The 20,443-nt window shown below is 67.2% G+C and carries 16 protein-coding genes and 1 pseudogene; 7 read left to right on the forward strand and 10 right to left on the reverse strand.

The genetic code is table 11. From position 1 onward, the window contains the following. Positions 1–153: 153 nt before the first annotated feature. The 5 genes from BN3560_RS05225 to BN3560_RS05245 are packed head-to-tail and all read left to right on the forward strand — an operon-like array spanning position 154 to position 5,138. Positions 154–972, forward strand: coding sequence for a CheR family methyltransferase (locus BN3560_RS05225; RefSeq protein ID WP_096227269.1), 819 nt, complete (start codon positions 154–156; stop codon positions 970–972). Continuing rightward, complete coding sequence (locus tag BN3560_RS05230; RefSeq protein WP_096227270.1) at positions 969–2,546, forward strand: methyl-accepting chemotaxis protein; 1,578 nt, start codon at positions 969–971, stop codon at positions 2,544–2,546. The genes BN3560_RS05225 and BN3560_RS05230 overlap by 4 nt, the downstream gene beginning before the upstream one ends. Beyond that, entirely contained in the window at positions 2,543–3,148 is a 606-nt protein-coding gene (locus BN3560_RS05235; RefSeq protein WP_227115026.1) for a GGDEF domain-containing protein, read from the forward strand. Before BN3560_RS05230 ends, BN3560_RS05235 begins: the two co-directional genes overlap by 4 nt. Before the next feature lie 15 nt (positions 3,149–3,163). Continuing rightward, on the forward strand, positions 3,164–4,702 hold the full coding sequence (locus BN3560_RS05240; protein WP_096227271.1) for a chemotaxis protein CheA: 1,539 nt from the start codon (positions 3,164–3,166) through the stop codon (positions 4,700–4,702). Further along, the gene (locus tag BN3560_RS05245; RefSeq protein WP_096227272.1) at positions 4,695–5,138 is read left to right on the forward strand and encodes a bifunctional autolysin; all 444 of its coding nucleotides are present in this window, start codon (positions 4,695–4,697) and stop codon (positions 5,136–5,138) included. The genes BN3560_RS05240 and BN3560_RS05245 overlap by 8 nt, the downstream gene beginning before the upstream one ends. Before the next feature lie 55 nt (positions 5,139–5,193). On the opposite strand, the gene BN3560_RS05250 is transcribed toward BN3560_RS05245, so the two are convergent. Both BN3560_RS05250 and BN3560_RS05255 read right to left on the reverse strand, forming a co-directional pair. Then, positions 5,194–5,799, reverse strand: a complete 606-nt coding sequence (locus BN3560_RS05250) for a cytochrome c3 family protein (protein ID WP_096227273.1) — start codon at positions 5,797–5,799, stop codon at positions 5,194–5,196. A 167-nt stretch (positions 5,800–5,966) separates the two neighbouring features. Next, entirely contained in the window at positions 5,967–7,748 is a 1,782-nt protein-coding gene (locus BN3560_RS05255; protein ID WP_096227274.1) for an FAD-dependent oxidoreductase, read from the reverse strand. Positions 7,749–8,089: 341 nt separating this feature from the next. Between BN3560_RS05255 and BN3560_RS05260 the strand changes: the two genes are divergently transcribed. Further along, entirely contained in the window at positions 8,090–9,190 is a 1,101-nt protein-coding gene (locus tag BN3560_RS05260) for a LysR family transcriptional regulator (protein ID WP_157780546.1), read from the forward strand. A gap of 39 nt (positions 9,191–9,229) precedes the next feature. Here the strand turns inward: BN3560_RS05260 and BN3560_RS05265 are convergent, their stop codons facing one another. From BN3560_RS05265 to BN3560_RS05285, 5 genes and pseudogenes are all read right to left on the reverse strand, one after another. Continuing rightward, positions 9,230–9,634, reverse strand: a complete 405-nt coding sequence (locus BN3560_RS05265) for an alpha/beta fold hydrolase (RefSeq protein WP_227115025.1) — start codon at positions 9,632–9,634, stop codon at positions 9,230–9,232. Positions 9,635–9,765: 131 nt separating this feature from the next. Continuing rightward, positions 9,766–10,029 (reverse strand): annotated as a pseudogene (locus tag BN3560_RS14935) (helix-turn-helix transcriptional regulator); the annotation flags it as partial. A gap of 482 nt (positions 10,030–10,511) precedes the next feature. After that, positions 10,512–11,063: a glutathione peroxidase gene (locus BN3560_RS05275; RefSeq protein WP_096227276.1), complete on the reverse strand. Its 552-nt coding sequence runs from the start codon at positions 11,061–11,063 to the stop codon at positions 10,512–10,514. A gap of 112 nt (positions 11,064–11,175) precedes the next feature. Further along, a complete protein-coding gene (locus BN3560_RS05280) occupies positions 11,176–11,952 on the reverse strand; it encodes a nitroreductase family protein (protein ID WP_096227277.1) in 777 nt (258 codons plus the stop codon). Positions 11,953–12,058: 106 nt separating this feature from the next. After that, positions 12,059–12,823, reverse strand: coding sequence for an EFR1 family ferrodoxin (locus BN3560_RS05285; protein ID WP_096227278.1), 765 nt, complete (start codon positions 12,821–12,823; stop codon positions 12,059–12,061). A 217-nt stretch (positions 12,824–13,040) separates the two neighbouring features. Here BN3560_RS05285 and BN3560_RS05290 point away from each other — a divergent pair, with 217 nt between their 5' ends. Next, complete coding sequence (locus BN3560_RS05290; protein WP_096228590.1) at positions 13,041–13,577, forward strand: TetR/AcrR family transcriptional regulator; 537 nt, start codon at positions 13,041–13,043, stop codon at positions 13,575–13,577. A 308-nt stretch (positions 13,578–13,885) separates the two neighbouring features. On the opposite strand, the gene BN3560_RS05295 is transcribed toward BN3560_RS05290, so the two are convergent. The 3 genes from BN3560_RS05295 to BN3560_RS05305 form a co-directional block, all read right to left on the reverse strand. Then, a complete protein-coding gene (locus BN3560_RS05295) occupies positions 13,886–14,356 on the reverse strand; it encodes a LytR C-terminal domain-containing protein (RefSeq protein WP_123649912.1) in 471 nt (156 codons plus the stop codon). Positions 14,357–14,472: 116 nt separating this feature from the next. Then, positions 14,473–19,314, reverse strand: coding sequence for a 2-hydroxyacyl-CoA dehydratase (locus BN3560_RS05300; protein WP_227115024.1), 4,842 nt, complete (start codon positions 19,312–19,314; stop codon positions 14,473–14,475). A 45-nt stretch (positions 19,315–19,359) separates the two neighbouring features. Next, positions 19,360–20,079 (reverse strand): TetR/AcrR family transcriptional regulator, encoded by a 720-nt coding sequence (locus BN3560_RS05305; RefSeq protein ID WP_227115023.1) that lies wholly within the window; start codon positions 20,077–20,079, stop codon positions 19,360–19,362. Positions 20,080–20,443 lie beyond the last annotated feature (364 nt).

A 20,443-nucleotide genomic window follows, 5' to 3' on the forward strand; every position in this document is an offset into this window, starting at 1 on the left:
GCTGGGCAGGACTCTCTTCCTACGGCGCCACGAGGCGCATCGCTCCCGCTCTACTCCTTCGCTTTTCCCGGTTGCGCCATAAAAAACGCCCCCCCCCCCCGCCTTACGTGCTATGCTAGCCTGACCACAGCTATTCCGGGGGAAACGGAGATTTTGGAGCACCTCACCGACAAAGAGTTCGAACGGGTCTGCACGCACCTTTCTCGCACACTCGGGCTGAACATGCGTTCCAAGCGAGTGTTGCTCGACTGCCGGCTGTCACGCGAGCGGAATCGCTTGGGGCTGCCCTCGTTCTCGGATTACCTCGACCTTATAGAGTCGGGCACGAATCCCGAGGCCGCCGCTCGTTTCATCGACCTCGTCACCACCCACTACACCTACTTCCTGCGCGAGCGCAGGCAGTTCGACTTCCTGCGCACCACGGCGTTTCCCGAGCTGGAGGCCTCGCGACCGCGCCGCACCTGGAACATCCTGTGCGCGGGCTGCTCCACCGGCGAGGAATGCTATACCGTGTCCATGATCGTGGAGGACTACAGGCGCGGACGTAACCTCCCACCCGTGCGCGTCACCGGCATAGACGTGTCGGAGCCGGCGCTCGAGGAGGCGCGGCGGGCCGTGTACCCCGCGACGCGCGTGGACAAGGTGCCCCCTCGCTGGCTGACGTCCTATTTCACGCGCGAGGGCGATGGTTTCGCGGTGGTCGATTCCATCCGCCGGCACGTGTCGTTCGCACGGGCGAACCTGAGCGACCCGGAGGCGCTCAGGCGCCGCTACGACCTCATCCTCTGCCGCAACGTCATCATCTACTTCGACGAGCCCACGCGCGAGCGGGTGCTGGACACCCTGCACCGTCATCTGGCGCTTTCGAGCTACCTCATCCTCGGGCACGCGGAGATCGTCCGCGACCGCAAGCGGTTCGCCTACCGGGGCGACTCCATCTACCAGAAACGATCGGAAGAGACGCATTCATGAGACCGTCTTTGAAAAACGCGAGCATCAGCCGCATCCTGATGCTTTCCTACGTCACCATCATCGTGCTGTTCGTGGTGTCTATCGGCGCGTCCATCTTCGGCGTGCACGAGAACTCTTCGATGACCACCGAGTTCTATCAGCGCCCCTACCAGGTGTCGAAGAGCGCCATATCGCTGCGCAACACGATCGACGAGATGTCGGGCTACCTGGAGCAGTACATCTCCGCCGAGTCTCCCGCCGAAAAGAAACAGTTGCTTTCCAGCATCGACCAGCTGTCCGCCGAACGCGAAGCCGAGTTCGAGGTCATCTCGTCCAACTTCACGGCCGACCCGAACGCGCTCGCCGAGTTCACCGTCGCGTACGAGGGGCTCGCGGAGACCCGCAACCAGGTGCTCGAGGCGGCGAAGGCAGGCGACACGGAACGTGCGCACTCGCTCTACGAGCAGAGCTACCTGCCGCAGCGCGAGGTCACGCTGGAGCTTTCCGACGGCATCGTCGCCGCTGCCGAGAAGAAGGCCTCCGACTTCGTGCAGAAGACCACCGACGTCGAGATCGCCACGTCGGTGTCCATCGCGTTGATCGGGCTGCTCACGATCGCGCTCGTGGTGGTCATGTGGCGGCGCATCACACGGGCCATCGCCGAGCCGGTGCGCGAGATCGAGCGGGTCGCCAAGCGCGTGGCCGCAGGGGACCTCACGGCGAACGCGTCCTGCGCGTCCGAAAACGAGCTGGGCGAGCTGGGCGAGTCCATGAACCGCACGGTGGCGTCGTTGCGTCTGACGGTGGAGCGCCTGAGCGAGACGGCCGAGCAGGTGGAACGCTCGTCGTCGCAGATGTCCGACAGCTCGCAAACCATCGCTCAGGGCTCGGCCGAACAGGCCATGTCCATCGAGGAGCTGGCAGTCAACGTCCAAGGCATCACGCAGATGGTGGAGGAGAACAACGAGAGCGTGATCGCAGCCAACGAGAACACCTCCGACGTGCTCCAAGCCGTGGAGCGCAGCAACGGCCAGATATCCAAGGCAGTAGAGGTCATCGGCGACATCAAGGTGAGCACGCGCAGCATCTCGCAGCTGGCCAACTCCATCGAGGACATCTCGTTTCAGACAAACATCCTCGCGCTCAACGCCTCGGTGGAGGCGGCGCGCGCGGGTGACGCGGGCCGTGGATTCGCCATCGTGGCCGAGGAGATACGACGACTGGCAACCCAGGTGAGCGAGGCATCGCGCGCCGCCGACGAGCTCGCGGTGCGCGCGGCGGAAAGCGTGGAGAGCGGCAGCGCCCTCATCGAGGACACGTCCGCCAACATGGAGAGCGCCGTCGCGGCTACGGAGGGCGTCAAGGAGATGATGTCGGCCATCGCGCAGGCGTCCACGCAGCAACTCGAAGCCGTGTCGCAGATCCAGGAGAGCATGGACAGCCTGTCCGACGTGGTGCAGGAGAACTCGGCCGCCTCCGAGGAAAGCGCCGTCATCGGCGAGGAGCTTGCCGAGCAAGCTCGCAGCCTCAAGCAGCTTATCGACCGCTTCACGCTCGAGAGGCCCAGCCAGGACGCGGACGGCGGCGCGGCGTGAGGGAGCGTGCCGACGAACCCGCGCGCGACCCCGTCGAGGAGGTCGAGCGCCTTCGCGCGCGAAACGCCGCGCTGAAGGAGCAGCTGGACTCCATGCGCGGCCTCGCCATGCGCGACCAGCTCACCGGCCTGTTCAGCCGCCATTACCTCACGGACTACCTCGAGGAGAAGATCCAGGAGGCCAGCCGCGAGGCGAACACGGTTCTGGCGCTCTGCGACATCGACGACTTCAAGGCCATCAACGACGTGCGCGGACACCAGTCCGGCGACATCGCCATCGTGTGCATCGCCGACATCCTCGACGACCTCGCCGGAAGCCAGCCCGTCATCCGCTGGGGAGGCGAGGAGCTGCTCGTCGTGCTGTTCTCGTCGCCCGACCACGAGGCGCTGCGCCTGTGCGATCGCATGCGCGAGGAGGTGGGCTCCTACCGCATCGACGACGGCGAGGGCGAGTTCACCTGCACGCTCACGTTCGGCCTGAGCTCCTACGATCCCAACCTCACCTTCGCCGAGAACTTCGCGCGGGTCGACCGCGCCCTGTACCACGGCAAGGAAACCGGGAAGAACCGTTGCGTGTTCGCGCGGCCCGACTTGGACGGATAGCGGAAGGAGGCCGAGATGGAGCGCGATGAGGAGCTGGTGGTGCAGGTCATGCTCAAGCCCAACTGCGGGCTCGAGAACGTGCGCGCGGCGCTCGTCGTGCGGCGCATCGCGCCTTTGTGCAGCTCGCTGTCCTTCCACCCGTGCACGGTCAAGAGCGATCCCTCCACCATCTCCTACCTGCGCGACCACGGCCTGTTCGTCCGCTTCAGCTCGCCCACCCCCGAGAAGGTGCTCATAACCATCAAGGCCTCGTTCTTCGTGGACCGCTTCGCCATCATCGAGGACGCGGACGCCGTCCCCTCGTTCGCCTCTGCCTCCGACGAGCCCGCAGGCGAGAACAGCCCGGCGATCCCCCTGCGCATCGATTTCGCGAACCGCAGCAGCGTGGACGGGCGCTACGACGAGCTTTGGAAGCTGCTCGCGCGCCTCGAGGAAGTGCACCGCCAGCTGCGCGCCCGCATCGAGCGCACGCCGCACGACCGCGAGCTCAACACCATCTTCTTCACGCATGCCCAGGTCGTGGACGGGCTGCGCACGGCCGTCGCCCGGTCGCGCATCGAGCCGTTCGGAAGGATCGCCCCCTCCCTGCACGCCCTCGTCGCAGACTACAGCGAGCGTTTCGGCGTGCAGGTCAAGTTCGACATCGCGGACGGGCAGATGGCGCTCGACCAGTCCGTGCTGGCGTCGATGGAGGAGATCATCAAACGAGTCATCCGGGCGTGCCTGCGCGACGGCATTGGCAAGCCCGAGGGGCGCAAGGCGGCGGGGAAGCCTCCCTGCGCCACGATGCGCCTCACGCTGGAGAGCGACGGCTCCGAGGTGATCTGCCGCATCGAACACGACGGCCACTTGTTCGACGCGCGCCGCATCGGACAGCTGGCCGAGGAGCGCGGCCTGCTCACCCGCCCTATCGAAGAGTACACCGACGAGGAGATAGGCTCGTTCTTGATGATGCCCGGATTCGCCTCGACGCGCTCGGGCCCGTTCGCCGGCATGTCCTCCCAGTTCATCGAGATCGGATCCATGCTGTACAACATGGGCGGACGGGGCAAGGTGCGCAACACCGACCACGGCACGCTCGAGATCGTCATGAACTTCCCCGCGCCGTTCACCGTCATGGAGGCCGCCATCGTGCGCGTCGGCGCAGAGCGCTTCGCCCTGCCCGCGCAGCAGATCGTCCGGTTCGAGGGGCATCACCCGGAGCGCCTCGTCGGCGGCTGCGACGCGTCGGGGACGGCCTGCTACGTGGACCGAGACGGCGCGCGCGTCGAGATGCTGAACGGGGCGGGCGCGTCCACCCCGTTCAAGGCTGAGAGACCGAGGATCGTGGTGATGCTCGAGGCGCAGGGCGAGCGGCGAGCGCTTGCCGTGGACGAGGTTGACGGCTACGAGCGCGTATCGGTGTGCCAGCTTCCAGCGCTGCTCAACCGCAGGACGGCGCGCCTCGCCGGCTGCTTCGGGTACGCGTTCCTGCAGGACGGCGCCGCATGCGCCGTGGTGAGCGCGAGACGCCTGCTGGATTCCGGCTTGGAGGAGGGAGCGCGCCATGCGTGATCGCGAGCAGCGGCTCCGTTGGATCGAGAAGCTCATCAGCGGAGGGAGCGAGAGGGCGGCGCGCTCGAACGCCCTCGTCGTGCCCACGCCCGCAGGCGACATGGCCATCGCCTTCGATGCGATCGACGAGGTGGTGCCCGCGAGCGGCGTGAGGCCCTTCGCCTTCTTGCCGCCCGAGTTCTGCGGCGTGCTGCATCGCGGCGCGGAGCTCGTGCCCGTCGTCGACGCGGGCGGCGGCGCGACGGGGCACGTGGTGGTCGTGAAGGCCAAGGGATGCCTCCTGGGCCTCAAGTTCCACGGCACGCCCAGCGTGGCGAACCTGAACGAGGCCGAGCTCGCGTCGGTGGCCCTTCGCATGGAGCAGCGCTTCGACGGCGAGGGCCTTCCGGTGCTCGACGTGGAGGCCGCCATCGAGGCCCTGCTCGAGCTGGACTGAGCCTACGGCGGCCTGAGAGGCGGGTGCCGACTTCAGGACCGGCGCCCGCCGTACCTCATTGGTGGCAGGTGTGGCACTGGTAGTCGTTCGTATGGTGGCAGCTGATGCAGAACTCGGGCGCCGTCTCCTGCACGGGCTCGCCGGAGTGCAGCGCGTGGCAGTCGGCGCACGTCTGGCCGGCATGGCCCTCGCCCGCGGGGCGGGCGTGCGGGTTCACGACGGTGCCCTTGGCATCGGTCAGCACGGCCGAGTCGGCCGTCTTGGCCGCCAGCTCCTCGTAGCTGCCGTGGCAGGCGAAGCATGCCTGCTCGTCGATGGCGGTGTCGCGCAACCTCGTGGCGCGCTCCTTCGCGCGGTCGGGCGTGGCGCCCTCGTGGGCCTTCTCCAGGCCGGCCTCGTCGGCATGGCACACGGAGCAGGTGTTCCCTCCGGCGGCGGAAAGGGCCCCGTAGCACGGCATGCCCTCCAGCGACCCGTCCTCCGTCGCATGGCAGGTCGCGCAGTTGGCGTCGGCCGACCACGTGAAGTCGACGGTTATGGAGGCATCCTTCGCCAGCGGGCCCTCGTGGGCCTTCGGCGCGCAGCCCGCCCCGGCCGCAACGGCCGCCAGAAGGCACACGGCGCACACGGCCGACGCGATGCCGGGCTTCACGTTTCTCATGGGTTATCTCCCTCGATGGTGAGCCAGCCACGCGGCGGGGAATGGGGAGGGAGGGTATCCCCGCCGGTGGCATGGATCCGGTACGGATGTCCGGCGCCAAGCGGCGCCGGGCGGGCGCTGGCACGGCCCGCCCGCAGGCCGACCCGCCGCGCCGCGGGCGCTTCAGGCTATTTCGCGTCCCAAGCCGTTTCGGCCGCCGCGTTCTCTCCGGCAATACGGCCGCACACGATGCACTCGGTCACGTTGCCGCCGCCCTGGTACACGAACTTGAAGCACGAGGAAATCTCGCCGGCCGTGTACAGGCGCGGGATGGGCTCGTTGTTCCAGTCGATGACGCGCCGGTCGCCGTCGGCCTGCAGGCCGCCCTTCGTGTTCGGACCGCCCGCCACGAGCGGCATGGCGTAGAACGGCGGTGTGCTGATGGCCTGGAAGCCGGGGTCGACCACCTCGCCGGTGAGCGCGTTCTTCGTGGCGCTCGTGCGGCCGAACTCCTCGTCGACGCCCGTGTCCACCATCTTCTGGTACTGCTCCATGGTGGCGGCGAGCACGGCCGGATCCATGCGGCCCTCGTTCAGCTCGTGCGTGTCGCGAATCTTCTGCGCCAGCTCCTCGATGGAATCCGCCTTGATGAGCCAGCCGTTGTCGATGGCGTTCTGATTGTCCTTATCCCAATCGATGATGCCGAATCCGCAGGTGGAGAGCGTGGTGTTCACCAGCGGGCCCGCCTTGCGCTTCGTCTCGTCGATGATCATGTAGGCCGGGGTGTTCGGGAACTCCAGCGTGACGATGTCCATGTGCACGGCGTTCTTGTAAGAGAAGTAGCGGCTCGGGTCCTTCGTGATGAGCGTCTCGTCCATGAAGCGCCTGCCCTCGGAGTTCACGACGATGGTGCCGGCTCCGCCCACGGAGTCCGTGATCGAGCCCACGTTCATGGGGCCCACCTGCACGTCCGGGCACGACCAGATCAGGCGCGACGCGGCCTTGCCCACCTTCGCCAGCTGAGCGCCCGCCTCGCAGCCCATGCGGATGCCGTCGCCCGTGTTCGACAGCGTGCCGTAGAACGCCCAGCCCGTGATGCCCTGGCCCTCCAAAAACGCGCGGCGCATCTCCTCGTTGTACTCGTAGCCGCCGGTGGTCAGGATAACGCCCTTGCCGGCCTTCACGCGGATGTCCTTGTCGCCCTGCGTGGCCACCACGCCGATGACGGCGCCCTCGTCGTCCATGATCAGGCTCTTGCCCGGCGTCTCGTAGGCGATGGTGATGTTGTCGGCGCGGGCGGCGATGCCGGTCTTCAGGCAGTTGAAGAACGCCAGGCCGGCGGCCGTGTCCTCCTTGGGCAGGTCGAGCGTGGGATAATCCGGCCCGGTGGCCGACTTGCCGTACGTGGAGTTGTAGCTCTTGTAGCCGCTCTCCTTCGCGCCGGGGAAGTCGGGGAACGCCGCGCCGCCGCGCTCGATGACCTTGTAGTCGGGGTCGAGGCTCTGCATGAACTCGACGTTCTTCGGCGAGTACTCGGCGAACTTCTCCACGATGTCGTCGACGAACAGGGGCGACTGCTCGCCCTCGGCCTTCGTGTCCAGGTTCTCGCCGCTGAACATGGCCTTGAGGTACTGTTTCAGGGCCTCCTTGTCGCCGTCGGGATCCGGAGAGTGGTAGATGCCGCCCGACATGATGGTGTTGCACAGGTGCTTGTCCTCGGCGTTCTTCTCCAGCACGAGCACCTTGGCGCCCGCGTCGGCCGCCGCGATGGCCGCGCACGCACCCGCTCCGCCGTAGCCGACGATGACGACCTCTGCCTCCTGGTCCCACTGCTCCGCGTCGGCCGATGCTCCCCCGCCGCCCGCGCACCCCGCGAGGCCCAAGCCCGCCGTCGCCATGGCGGCCCCCGCCGCGGCGACGCCGGCCCCCTTGAAGAAGTCCCGACGTGAAACGCCCTTTTCCTGCGCCATGATGCTCCCCTTCCTCCGTTTCGTCTCGAGCATGCGACTCCCCGTGAAGTTGCGCGCTATGCTCCGCAAAAGGAGTCTGCGATTGCAGTATACGAGGGCTGACCTGCATAGATAAAATGCGAGTATCGGATGGGGCCATGCGCTTCGGCCCACATGCGGGCAAAACCTGCATACCGGTATGCGGAAAACGCAAGGGCACGGGCGGGGCTTCGGCGGCAAGATGGCCGGGCGGCGGCCTTCCCCTCCGGCAAAGCATGTTCGCCGTCGGAATGACCGCTATAAGCGTCAATTCGTGGTACGATGGAAAGGACGAGTGGAACCCCGTGCCACAGGAGGGGAGCATGGACATCAACGTCTTTCGCGAGTTCGCCGAAGTCGTGCTGCAAGGCAGCTACTCTGCCGCGGCCAAGGCCCTCAACCTGTCACAGCCCACGCTAAGCCGCCACGTGGGTGCGCTGGAGAAGGAGCTGAACGTGAAGCTGGTGGCCGACATCTTGCCCGTGAGGCTGACGCCGACAGGCGACACGGTGCTCCAAACCGCCCTGCGCATGGACGACCTCTACACCGGCATGCAGGACGAGCTGGCAGAATTGCGCCGTGTGGCGCCCGCGCGCATCCGCATCCACGACACGCCCGCGCTCAGGCCGCTGTCCGCACGACTCGCGGCCGCAGCGGACGGAACGGTACGCGCACATCCGCGCACCATCGTGGAGTACGTGGCACCGCCCGCGGGAAAGACGCCGGGAGAGGCGGTGGCCGAGGACCTTTGCGACGTGGCGTTCGTGCAGTTGGTGAAAGAGGCTCGTCCTTGCGGGGCGGGAAGCGTCAGCGAGGACGGGCAGGACGGCCGGGTGGCCACGCCGGACGCAGGTGCCCCGGCCTTCAAGCCCCCTGCCGGCGTGGGAATGGCGGCGATCTCGCGACCGGGGAGCCGGTTGGTGTTCGGCCTGCCGCGAGAGGCGGCGGGACTGCCGGAAGCGGAGCTCGCATCCCTGCGCCACGAGACGTTCCTCCTGTTCGCGCACAAGGCCTGCAAGCCGTTGAGGGACACGTTCGCCGCCGCCTGCCGAAGCCGCGGCTTCCGGCCGGCCGTCAAGCTGCTGCCCTGCTCCCGCTACGAGGAGCTCTACCTGATGGGCCACGGCGACGGCATCCACCTATTGTCCGAGGACGACCTTGCATCGGACGACTCCCTCGCGCACCGGCTGGAAGAGCGCATGTCCCTCGTGCCCTCGGCTGCCGCCGACGGGTTGCAGCTGAGCTGGCACGCGCTCTACCGGGACGAAGGCTCCGTTCGCGACCCCGCGCAGGCGCGCGTCGCAGGCCGACGCCCGGATGCCGGCGCGCGGCCCGCCGGTGCCGGCAGCGGCGGAGCCTCGCATGCCACCGCTCTCGCCTGCTTCCTCGAACTGCTGTCGGAACCGGGCGCTTGCCCCGCGTAGCCTCGCGCCCACAGGCTCCCGCCACGCGGCGCCGTTCGATCAGTTATTTCCGGCCGCTCTGTCCATGGCCTCCACAAACGCCTCTGGGTGATCGTAGTGGATGTCGTGGCCCGACTCGACGACGATCGTCTCGCAGGCGCCGACGAGCTCTTGCACGCGCGCGGCGTCCTCGTCGGAGTTGGCTGCCAGCGAAAGGCCGTCCTCGCCGTAGTTCGTCTTCGCCTTGAGGTAGACGGCAGGACAGGCGATGCGGGAGAGCAGGTCGGCCTGGTCGACGCCTGCGAACCACGAGCCGTCGTGGAACGTCTCGGCGAACCGCACGTCGAAGTCGTCGTAGAAGTACAGGCCGCGCACCCAGTCGTGCGGCACCCAGGCCAGCGTGAGGTGCGCGTCGGGGTTCGCGGCGCGCTCGGCCGCCGTCCACTCCGCGATCTTGGACTGCAAGCCGCCGAACAGGCCGAACAGGTAGGAGTGCTGCGCGGCGGCATGGGCAGCATCGTGCCCTGCGGGTCAAAGCCCACGAGCGCGTCGAGCGACACGTCGAGCGCCTCGACCAGCGCGCCCGCGTGCGCGAGATCGGGAACGGAATCGCCCGCCTCCCACTTCGCCACGGTCTGCCGCGCCACGCCCAAGCGCTCGGCCAGCTGCTCCTGCGTGAGGCCCGTCATTTTGCGCCTGCTCTGAATGTTCGAACCGATCATGTTTTTCCTACTCCTCGCCACGACACGATACGCCTGATGCCGCCGCCTTTCCACCACCCGATGATGGCAGATCGCACGCGGTTTGTCGCGAAGAGGTTGCAGGGGCCGCATCGAGCCTCGATGTTTCACGTGAACCATCCGTTCCGACTCCCCCTTTGGCGTGCAATCGCCCGATTCGGAAGGCGCCGCGCGCGAATCGGGCGCCCGGACGGGCGGGCCGTGCGCCAAAGGGGAGGGGCCCTTCGGGTTTCGGGCCCTCCGAGTCACAGTTTTGACCGCTCTGAAGCCTTTTGACGCCCTGCGGGCCGCCTGGACGCCCGAGCGGCGGCCGGCCGAGGCCGTTCGCCCAGGTGGCGCGAAGCGGGCTCCCGCCAGGCCGCCCGCGCGGGCTTCAGAGCAGTCAAAACTGTGACTCGGAGGGGCAGAAAACGCGAAGAGGGGCGCCGGCGGCCGACCGGGCAGCGGGCCGCATGCGGATCCGGGCCGATCGACGCGGAAGCCTCCATCGGCAAGCTGCCGAGCTGTGCGTCAAAGGGGGAGTTAGAATATTCGTTCGGATAAAAACTGCCGCATCGAATGCGATGCGGCAGCGAAGTTGGCGCAGGCGTTGGCGGCGGAGGCTACAGCAGCTCCTCCACGGCGGGGGACACGACGTCGGGGGTACTGGCCGTGGGCTCGAAGCGGCGAACGACGTTGCCCGCGCGGTCGACGAGGAACTTCGTGAAGTTCCACTTGATATCGGGCTTGGAGGCGTAGTCGGGGTCGGCCTTTGCCAGCAGGTCCTCGAGGATCGGGGTGAGCTCGTGGCCCTCGTCGAAGCCCTCGAAGCCTTTCTGCTGCTGCAAGTAGGCGAACAGCGGGTCGGCGTCCTGGCCGTTGACCTCGATCTTCGAGAACTGCGGGAACGTCACGCCGAAGCGCGAGGTGCAGAACTGCGCGATCTCCTCGTCCGTGCCCGGCGCCTGGTGGCCGAACTGGTCGCACGGGAAGTCGAGGATGTCGAGGCCGCGCTCGTGCAGGCTGCGGTACAGCTCCTCGAGCTGGGCGTAGGTGGGCGTGAACCCGCATTCCGTGGCGGTGTTCACGATGAGCAGCACGCGCCCCTGGTAGTCGGCGAGCGAGACGTCCTCGCCCTGCTGGTTCTTGACGGTGAAATCGTAGAGGGAGGCCATGGTTCCTTCTTTCAGACGGCGGCTTTTGTTCGGGCCTCATGCTACCGCAAAATGATACTTTTTTGATAACAATTTACGGAACGGACACGGAACCGCCGCATGCGGCACGCTCTCACAGGAAGCGCACGTCCGCAGGCTCCTTCGGGGCGGTGCGGCGGTACGTCACGGCGGGGTGGCCCACCACGAGCGCCGCGACCACCTTCTGTCCGCGCGCGAGTCCGAGCTCGCGGCGCAGCGCGGGCGAGAGCTTGGCCGCCAAGGCGAAGAAGCCGCTGTAGAGCACGCCAAGGCCGTGCGCCTGGGCCGCAAGCTCCATGTTAGAAGCGGCGAGCGCGCCGTTCACCTGGTCCTTCGCCACCACCACGATCACGGCCGGCGCGCCTTTGAAGAAGAAATGCTCGTCAACCTCCGTGCGGCGCGCCGTGGCGTCCACGAGGCGGGCGAGAGGCAGGATGCGGCGGAACAGACGCACGGCCAGCTGCTCGCAGCGGTCGAGGCGCTCGCGCAGCACGATGTAGGAGACGTCCTGGGCGTTTTTGCCCGTGGGCGTGAGGCGGCCGGCCTCCACGATGTCGGCGATCGCCTCGTCGGACACGGGCCCTTCGGCGAAGCGCCTCATGCTGCGACGCGCGCCGATGGCAGCGAGCAGCCGGGCGGGCTCGAGCGCCTCCGCTCCGTCGAGCGGGCGCGGCTCCTCGTCGAAGCCGCTGATGGAAACCGCATTCGTCGGGCAGACGGCCACGCAGTGCGCGCACATGATGCAGGCCTGCGTGAGCGGCGCCGCCTTCCCGCCCGCGACGGAGAGGTTGCTCGCCGGGCAGTCGTCGCGGCACAGCCCGCAGCCGATGCAGCGTGCAGGATCGATCGCTATCTCGTGAGGGAAGCGCATGGGGGCTCCTTTCTGGATCGGCAGGCTAGCCCGTAGGGCATGGGCTCTGCCCTTGCCGTCGACCGGAAACGTCTTACCTGTTGAACGGCAAGGGCAGACTCTTGCCCTACGAGGCGACCGCGCCCTCTTCCAGGTAGTAGCGGCGGCGGCCCTTCGACTTCTCGCCGTACTCGATGGCCTCGGTCGGGCAGCCGCCGATGCAGGCCATGCAGTGCGTGCACTCGCCCTTCCAGACGGGCCGGCCCCCTTCGAGCACGATGTTGTTCAGCGGGCAGCGCGCGGCGCACAGGCCGCACGACGTGCACGCGTCCGAGGCGGCGAACGCCTTGTCGTGCACGAGCGCCGGGTAGAACGCGGCGTTCACCGGGCCGCTGCGGAAGCGCGCCTTCATGTTCGGGGGCGCCTCGGGAAACGGCACGCCCGCCTGCACGAGCGCCGCGAGCTGGTCGAGGCGCTCCCCCGTCCGCGCCAACAGCTTGCGGCATTCCTCCTCGTCGGGCACGTCGTAGAGCGCGACGTAGTTCTCCGGCATGACCACCTCGGCCAAGCCGCGAAAGCGCAGGCCCGCCACCCGGCAGAGCCTTCGCGCGTACTTCGCCGCGTTGCCCACGCCGCCGCCGCAGGTCAACACGAAGTAGACGTCGCGGTTGTCCTCGAAGCTCACGCGGCGCAGCCACGCGTCCACCACGCGCGGCAGGCGCCACGCGTACGTCGGCGCCACCACCGCTATCGGACGCTCCGAGCGCAGCGCGGGCGCCTCGCCCGCTTTCAAGGCGTCGTTGATGGACACGACCTCGGCGTCGCCCAAGGCGTCGGCGAGCCGCCGCGCCGCCCACCGGCTGTTGCCCGTGCCGCTGAAGTACAGGATCATGGCGTCTTCCCCTTCTTTTGACCGGTTCTTCGCATGCGGCTCGCTAAGCCCTGTTGTCGCCCGAAAAGCACGATTTTGAAACGAAAACCGCGTTTTTCGGGCGACAACGCGCATCGGGAAGAACCATTGCCCCGCTCTACCTGATGTGATACATTTTGTATCATGTTGTGCGATGCCGTCAACTGCCGCGACGGGACAAAACGGGGGGATGTGCCTCATGGACAAGCGGAAGCTCGCGAACCAGCAGGTGAAGGACCGGCTGCTGGCCGCGCTCGTGGAGTTCGCCGGCCGCAAGGACTGGTCGAAGGTGACGGTCACCGAGCTCGTGGAGCAGGCCGGCGTGGCGCGCGCTTCGTTCTACCGCAACTTCTCCTCGGTGGAGGAGCTGGTGGACTACGGTATCCGCCAGGTCACCGAGCGCTACCATGCGGGCAAGCCGGAGGGCCGCGAGGGCTTCCGCGACCGCGCGCTCGTGGAGTACAAGTTCCGCTTCTACCGGGAGAACGCGAAGCTCGTGCTGGCCTTCCACCGCGCGAAGGCCGCCACGTCGCTGCTCGACCTCGTCACCGACTGCGAGATAGCCGCGTGGGGCGACATGCCCCTGAGCTCGCCCGCGCGCTACGAGGTGTACTTCTACGCGGGCGCGTTCTACAATGTGTTGCTCTGCTGGCTCGAGAGCGGCGCGAAGGAATCGCCCGAGACGATGGCCGACACGTTCATGGGGCTAGTAGACGGAGTTGTTCGCCACAGCTGACAAAGTCGCTACGCGAAAAGCGGGGCTCGAAGTCACCGTTTTAACCGCTCTGAAGTCTTTTCGTTCACTTGGAGCTCGATTTCGGCAGCCAGGCAGTCGTCTTCTCCGCGTTTACGCAGGTCGTGAAGAGCGCCAAACGCCTGCTTCCCGCCGAAAAGCTTCACAGCTGTCAAAACGGTGACTGGAAGCCTGCGAATCCGCGAAGTCCCTCCGCACCGGCTGCGCGCCCGCACGGCGACAATAGTGACGCTTTGCGCCGACGGTTCTCTTCCCTGAGAACAGTTGACCGTGTCGTCCGCAGCTGACGGTCAACCCACCATGACGAGAATGTCGTAGTCCATGCTCCAGCCGCCGCTCTTCGCATCTTCGTAGCAATAGGGATCGTAGGGCGGAAGCGAGTCGAACAGCGCCGCGACCTCGTCCACCTCCGCGCGATGCTCCTCGTGGTGATACGAAACCCGGTTCCCGGTCTGATAGTACGAGGCGTTGCCAGTCGTGACGTGCTCGAAGCCGAGCGCCTCGATTTTCTCGGCAGCCTTGCGCGCCGCTCCCTCCGCGCTGCTCGCGTTGAGCACGAGCACGGTAACCTCCTCCTTGCCCTCGCGCAGCCGAGGGTCGCCGGACGCGGACTCCTTGAAATCGGGGGTCGGCTGAACGGCCGCCTGCGGAGCCGGATCCGCCTCCTCCTGGGCCGCAGGCTCCTTCACGGCGCATCCAGAAAGCGCCGCGCACAGGCATGCGCATGCTGCCATGGCCGCCAACGCTTCGATCCTCCGCATACGCGCCGCCTTCCTCGCGAAGCTTTTCTCCCGAGTATACAGGATTCGGTGCATGAAGCCCCCCCCCCCCGAATTCGGCGAATGGGCCGCGGCGTTTCGGCGGCGGCCCCTCGGCATTACGCTTTCTCGGTCTCGATCTCCAGCTCGCCGGCGTCCTCTTGGGTTGCATGCGGGCGGGCGGCGTCCACGAACCGGTCGCGCGCCGCCTTCGCCTCGGCCTCCTTCTCGGCTAGGTTCGCCTTCGCCACGCTGATCATCAGCTTGATGCGGTTCAGCTGGTTAACCTCCGACGCGCCGGGGTCGTAGTCCACCGCAACGATGTTGCTGTCGGGGTAGCGGCGGCGCAGCTCCTTGATGACGGCCTTGCCCACCACGTGGTTCGGCAGGCACGCGAACGGCTGCGTGCACACCACGTTGGGCGCGCCCGTCTTGACGAGTTCCACCATCTCGGCCGTAAGCAGCCAGCCCTCGCCCATCGAGTTGCACAGGCTGAGGATCTCGCTGGCGTACTCGGCCAGCTCGTAGATGTCGGCCGGCGGCTCGAAGCGGCTCGAAGCCTTGAGCGCGCGCGTCACGGGCGCGCGCAGCTTCGCGATGGCCCAGAGCCCGATGCGGCTTCCCAGCGCCCCCTTCGCCGAACGCCCGAGCGGATCTTTCTGGAAGATGCCGCCCGCGATGCCGAACAGGAAGAACTCGGCCAGCCCCGGCACCACGGCCTCGCAGCCCTCGCGCTCGATGACGTCCACGATCTGGTTGTTCGCCGTGGGGTGGAACTTCACGAGGATCTCGCCCACCACGCCCACGCGCGGCTTCGTGCCCTCGCCGACCAGCGGCAGCGTGTCGAAGTCCTCCACGATGCGGCGCACCGTGTCCTTGAACTCGCGGCGCTTGAGTCCGCGCATGAGCTGACCCTGGCACACGGACATCCAGTGGTCGAACAGGCGGTTCGCGCTGCCCGGCTCCGCCTCGTAGGGGCGCGTGCGGTACAGCGCCATCATGAGCAGGTCGCCGTAGAAGATGGAGTACGCGGCCTGCAGGAGCATGCTCGGCGTCACCTTGAAGCCCGGGTTGCTCTCGCCCAGGTCCTTGAACGACAGCGCGATCACCGGAATGTGCGGCAGGCCCACGGCCGCGAGCGCCTTGCGGATGAGCGAGATGTAGTTCGTGGCGCGGCAACCGCCGCCCGTCTGCGTGATGATGACGGCCAGCTTGTCGGTGTCGTAGCGCCCCGACATGACGGCCTCCATGATCTGGCCGGTGACCAGGATGGACGGGTAGCATATGTCGTTGTTCACGTACTTGAGGCCCGCGTCCACCGCGCCGTGGTCCACCGACGGCAGCAGCTCCAGGTTGTAGCCGTTGCGGTGGAAGATCTTCACCAGCAGCTCGAAGTGGATGGGCGCCATCTGCGGGCACAGGATGGTGTAGCCGGCCTCCTTCATCTCCTCGGTGAACACCGCGCGCGGGAACTCGGTGGTGGCGCCCTCGCGCTGCCTGAAGCGCGCGATGACCTCGGGCGCCGCCTTTTGGGTGAACGTCTCGGGGGTTGCGCCGGTCAGCTCGCGTGCGATTACGGCCTCGGCCTGGCCGGACTTTGCCTGGACGGCAGCTTCGCGCGTGGCGGCAAACTTCTCGGGGTCGATGCTGAGCGCCGGGCAGCCGCGCGGCATGCGCTCGGCGTCGGCCCGCTCGTCGGCCTGGTCCTTGAGCGCCGCCAAGAGCGAGCGCACGCGGATGCGCGCCGCTCCCAGGTTCGACACCTCGTCGATCTTCAGCACGGTGTACACCTTGCCCGCGCGCTCGAGGATCTCCTGCACCTGGTCGGTGGTGAGCGCGTCGAGCCCGCAGCCGAAGCTGTTCAGCTGCACGAGGTCGAGGTCGCGCCGCTCGGTGGCCACCTTCGCCGCCGCGTACAGCCGCGTATGGTACATCCACTGGTCCACGAGGCGGATGGGGCGCTCGAGCGTGCCGAGGTGCGCGATGGAGTCCTCGGTGAGCACGGCCAGGCCGAAGCTGGTCAAGAGCTCGGGAATGGCGTGGTTGATCTCCGGGTCGTTGTGGTAGGGACGGCCCGCCAGCACGATGCCGTGCGTGCCCGTGGCCTCCATCCAGGCGAGCGTCTCCTCGCCCTTCGCGCGGATGTCGCGCTTGAAGGCCTCGTCCTCGGCCCACGCGGCATCCACGGCGGCGTCCACCTCGGCCTGCGTCGGCGCGCCCGCCGTGCCCATGAGCTCGGGGTGCGCCTCCACCAGCTCCACGAACAGGCGCTTCTTGAGGTGCTCCTTCTGGTCGTAGGGCAGCCATGGGGTGAGCAGCTTCACATCGGACGTGCGCAGCTCGTCGATGTTGAGGCGCAGCGCCTCGGGGTAGCTGGCCACGATGGGACAGTTGAAGTGGTTGCCCGCGCCCTCGTCCTCCTGGCGCTCCCACTTGCTGCACGGGAACCAGATGAAGTCGGGATGCTTGTCCAGCAGGTTCATGATGTGGCCATGGGAAAGCTTGGCCGGGTAGCACACGCTCTCGGACGGCATGGACTCGATGCCGGCCTCGTAGGTCTTCTTCGTGGACGGGTCGGACAGCACCACGCGGAAGCCCAGCTTCGTGAAGAACGTGAACCAGAACGGGTAGTTCTCGTACTGGTTGAGCGCGCGCGGGATGCCCACGCTGCCGCGCGTCGCCCGGTCGGCGGGCAGCGGCTCGTAGCCGAACAGGCGCTGGCTCTTGTACTCGTAGAGGTTCGGCACGGCGGCCTTGGCCTCGTCGAACGTGCCCGCGCCCTTCTCGCAGCGGTTGCCCGTGATGAAGCGGCGGTGCTTGCCCGTGGCCTCGTCCACGCCGAAGTCGTTGACGGTGAGCAGGCAGTGGTTCTCGCACGCCTTGCAGCGCACGGTCTTGTGCGTGGGAGAGAGGGCCGCCAGCTGCTCGAGCGAGAGCAGGGTCGAGCACACCGCGGCGGGCGCGGCCAGCTCGTCGTTCTCGGAGCTCCACGCCGCCCCCGCCTTTGCCTTGCGCGCCTCGAGCGCCATGGCCTCGTGGCAGCGGTCGCGGGCGAGCAACGCGGCGCCGAACGCGCCCATGTTGCCGGCGATGTCGGGGCGCACGGCCTGGACCTCGGACAGCTGCTCGAACGCGCGCAGCACGGCGTCGTTCAGGAACGTGCCGCCCTGCACGATGACCTTCGTGCCCACGTCGTGCGGGTCGCGGATCTTTATGACCTTGAACAGCGCGTTCTTGATGACGGAGATGGCAAGGCCCGCGGCGATGTCGCCCACGGTGGCGCCTTCCTTCTGCGCCTGCTTCACGCGGCTGTTCATGAACACGGTGCAGCGGCTGCCCAGGTCGACAGGGCGCTCGGCGCTCACGGCCGTCTGCGCGAACTCGGCCACGTCCAGGTTGAGGCCCGTGGCGAAGCTCTCGATGAAGCTGCCGCAGCCCGAGCTGCACGCCTCGTTGAGCATGATGTGGTCGATGACGCCGTCCTTCACGCGCAGGCACTTCATGTCCTGGCCGCCGATGTCCAGGATGAACTCCACGCCCGGCAGCATCTCCTGCGCACCGCGCAGGTGCGCCACCGTCTCGATCTCGCCGGAGTCCACGCGCAGCGCCTCGAGCAGCAGGTGCTCGCCGTAGCCCGTCACCGTGGCGTGGCCGATGCGCACGAGCGGCTCGCCGGTGTCTGCGTTCACCGGCATGGCGTTGTATAGGTTCGTGAGCGCCGTGCGGGCGCAGCCCAGCACGTCGCCCTTGTTGCTGGCGTAATGCGACCACAGAAGCGCGCCGTCCTCGCCGATGAGCGCGGCCTTGAACGTGGTGGAGCCGGCGTCGATGCCAAGGTAGGCCGTGCCCTCGTAGTCCATGAGGCTGCCGCGACGCACGCATTCGCCGTCGTGGCGAGCTTTGAACTGGGCGTACTCCTCATCGCTGGCGAACAGCGGGGGCAGGCGCACCACCTCGGAGCCTTGGATGTCGCCGAGGCTCTTCAGGCGGTCGAGCACGTCGCCCAGAAGCTCGGCACGCGTCGTCTCGCTGGCCGCGCCCGCGATGGCGCAGCCGCTGGCCACGAACAGGTGGGCGTTGTCGGGCACGACGATGTGCTCGTCGTCCAGCTCCAGCGTCTCGTAGAAGCGCTTGCGCAGCTCGGGGAGGTACTGCAGCGGGCCGCCGAGGAAGGCCACGTGGCCGCGGATGGGGCGGCCGCACGCCAGGCCGCTGATGGTCTGCGTCACCACCGACTGGAAGATGGACGCGGCGATGTCCTCCTTGCGCGCGCCCTCGTTGATGAGCGGCTGCACGTCGGTCTTCGCGAACACGCCGCAACGGCTGGCGATGGGATACAACGTGGTCGCGCCCTGCGCCAGCACGTTCAGGCCGCCGGCGTCGGTGTTCAAGAGCGCGGCCATCTGGTCGATGAAGGCGCCCGTGCCGCCGGCGCACGTGCCGTTCATGCGCTGTTCGATGCCCTGGTCGAAGTAGATGATCTTCGCATCCTCGCCGCCCAGCTCGATGGCCACGTCGGTGGCGGGGATGAAGGTTTCCACCGCCGTCTTGCTGGCGATGACCTCCTGCACGAACTCGATGCCCAGCCACTGGGCGAGCAGCAGGCCGCCCGAGCCCGTAATGGCGATGGTCATGCGCTTGTCGCCGAAGTCGGCTGCGGCCTCCGAGAGCACTTCCACGATGGTGGCGCGCACGTCGGCGTGATGGCGGCGATAGACGGAGAACTTCACGTCGTTCGCCGCATCGAGGATGGCCAGCTTCACCGTGGTGGACCCCACGTCGATGCCGATATGCAGCGGGACGGGCTCCACGGCAGCGCCTTCAGCCGCCGTCACAGCCGGCCCTTCCGCGCCGTCTCCACCCGCCAACCCTTGGCCGGCAGCCTCGTTCCGGGCCTCCACGCGCCCTGCCCGCTCTTCGTTGGTGTCCATGGGCTCGTTCGCCATGACGCTCTCCTTCATAGGTTCCTTCACAGAGTCCGCCTCCTCGGCTTGCGCTTCGAGGCGCTACAGTTTGATCGATTCGCCCGGCTTGATGAAGAACAGCCGCATGGCGATCAACGCCATCTCCTCCGAGCTCTCCTGCATACCCGTCTCGATCCACCGCTCGATCACGCCCAGGTACGCCGAGGCGAAGAACGCCACGTAGTAGCCGACGAACGGCGAGGGATCATTGCGGTAGCGCTCGTGCAGGATGGACTGCACGAGGTTGGTGCACACCGAGTCGCGCAGGCGCGGGCCGAAGCGCACATCGCCACCGGGGCCGAGCACCGCGTGCAGGAAGTCGCCCTGCTCGCGCAGGTAGTCGAATAGCTCCACGAGGAATGGCAGTGGCTTTTTGCGCGCACGGTACGTCATAAGGCTGCGCACCGTAAGGTCCTGCATCTGGACTTGGAAGCGCTCGAGGTCGTGCATGATCTCGCCCTCGAACGCGGCGAGCAGCGCCTCCTTGTCGTGGTAATGGTTGTAGAACGTCCCGCGGTTCAGGTCGGCCCGGACGCACAGGTCGTTCACCGTGAAGCCGTCGAAGCCGCGCTCCTCCATGAGCTCGATGAGCGCGTCGCGCAGCGCCCGCTTCGACCGCGTGATCCGCCGGTCCTCGCAGCACGCGGGAACGGAACGGGCGCCATCGTCCGACTTCGCATCAGCGGGAACGGGTGCGACCGCGACCGGTACAAGCGATTTCGCGGTGCCCCGAGCCATTTTTCCAGCAACAGCCGTCGTCATGCGGCTCCCTTCGTTTTTACCGATACCGGCAGGTCGAACAGGCGAATTACACGCTTTTGAACATTTCGGCCAATAATAGACAACTTGTTCAATAGCGTCCATTGTACGAGGATAACCGCAGAATTTCAACGCCGCTCCCCGATTCCCGGACTTTCCCCACCCAAATCCGACCGTAGCCGGAGACCCCAAGCCGGCAGACGAAAAATCAACCGGAAAAAGCTGCTGGAAAAGACCGCCGGCGAAGCCGATGCGCAGAGCCCCCTCCCCTTCTGCATCTGCTTATGCATCTGCTTCTGCATCTGCTTTTTCGGGACATGAATTTTTCGTTCCGCATAAACGCTTCATCCCACGAATAGAAGGCCGG

Origin of the sequence: Gordonibacter urolithinfaciens (genome assembly GCF_900199375.1) — a bacterium.
GTDB lineage: Bacteria > Actinomycetota > Coriobacteriia > Coriobacteriales > Eggerthellaceae > Gordonibacter > Gordonibacter urolithinfaciens.

What these genes read in the sequence shown, in the direction of transcription:
- BN3560_RS05260 (WP_157780546.1), top strand. Translation starts at nt 8,090, where the DNA reads ATGGACATCAACGTCTTTCGCGAGTTCGCCGAAGTCGTGCTGCAAGGC.
- BN3560_RS05285 (WP_096227278.1), bottom strand. Translation starts at nt 12,823, where the DNA reads ATGATCCTGTACTTCAGCGGCACGGGCAACAGCCGGTGGGCGGCGCGG.
- BN3560_RS05240 (WP_096227271.1), top strand. Translation starts at nt 3,164, where the DNA reads ATGGAGCGCGATGAGGAGCTGGTGGTGCAGGTCATGCTCAAGCCCAAC.
- BN3560_RS05305 (WP_227115023.1), bottom strand. Translation starts at nt 20,079, where the DNA reads ATGACGACGGCTGTTGCTGGAAAAATGGCTCGGGGCACCGCGAAATCG.
- BN3560_RS05255 (WP_096227274.1), bottom strand. Translation starts at nt 7,748, where the DNA reads ATGGCGCAGGAAAAGGGCGTTTCACGTCGGGACTTCTTCAAGGGGGCC.
- BN3560_RS05250 (WP_096227273.1), bottom strand. Translation starts at nt 5,799, where the DNA reads ATGAGAAACGTGAAGCCCGGCATCGCGTCGGCCGTGTGCGCCGTGTGC.
- BN3560_RS05280 (WP_096227277.1), bottom strand. Translation starts at nt 11,952, where the DNA reads ATGCGCTTCCCTCACGAGATAGCGATCGATCCTGCACGCTGCATCGGC.
- BN3560_RS05230 (WP_096227270.1), top strand. Translation starts at nt 969, where the DNA reads ATGAGACCGTCTTTGAAAAACGCGAGCATCAGCCGCATCCTGATGCTT.
- BN3560_RS05295 (WP_123649912.1), bottom strand. Translation starts at nt 14,356, where the DNA reads ATGCGGAGGATCGAAGCGTTGGCGGCCATGGCAGCATGCGCATGCCTG.
- BN3560_RS05300 (WP_227115024.1), bottom strand. Translation starts at nt 19,314, where the DNA reads ATGAAGGAGAGCGTCATGGCGAACGAGCCCATGGACACCAACGAAGAG.
- BN3560_RS05290 (WP_096228590.1), top strand. Translation starts at nt 13,041, where the DNA reads ATGGACAAGCGGAAGCTCGCGAACCAGCAGGTGAAGGACCGGCTGCTG.
- BN3560_RS05245 (WP_096227272.1), top strand. Translation starts at nt 4,695, where the DNA reads ATGCGTGATCGCGAGCAGCGGCTCCGTTGGATCGAGAAGCTCATCAGC.
- BN3560_RS05275 (WP_096227276.1), bottom strand. Translation starts at nt 11,063, where the DNA reads ATGGCCTCCCTCTACGATTTCACCGTCAAGAACCAGCAGGGCGAGGAC.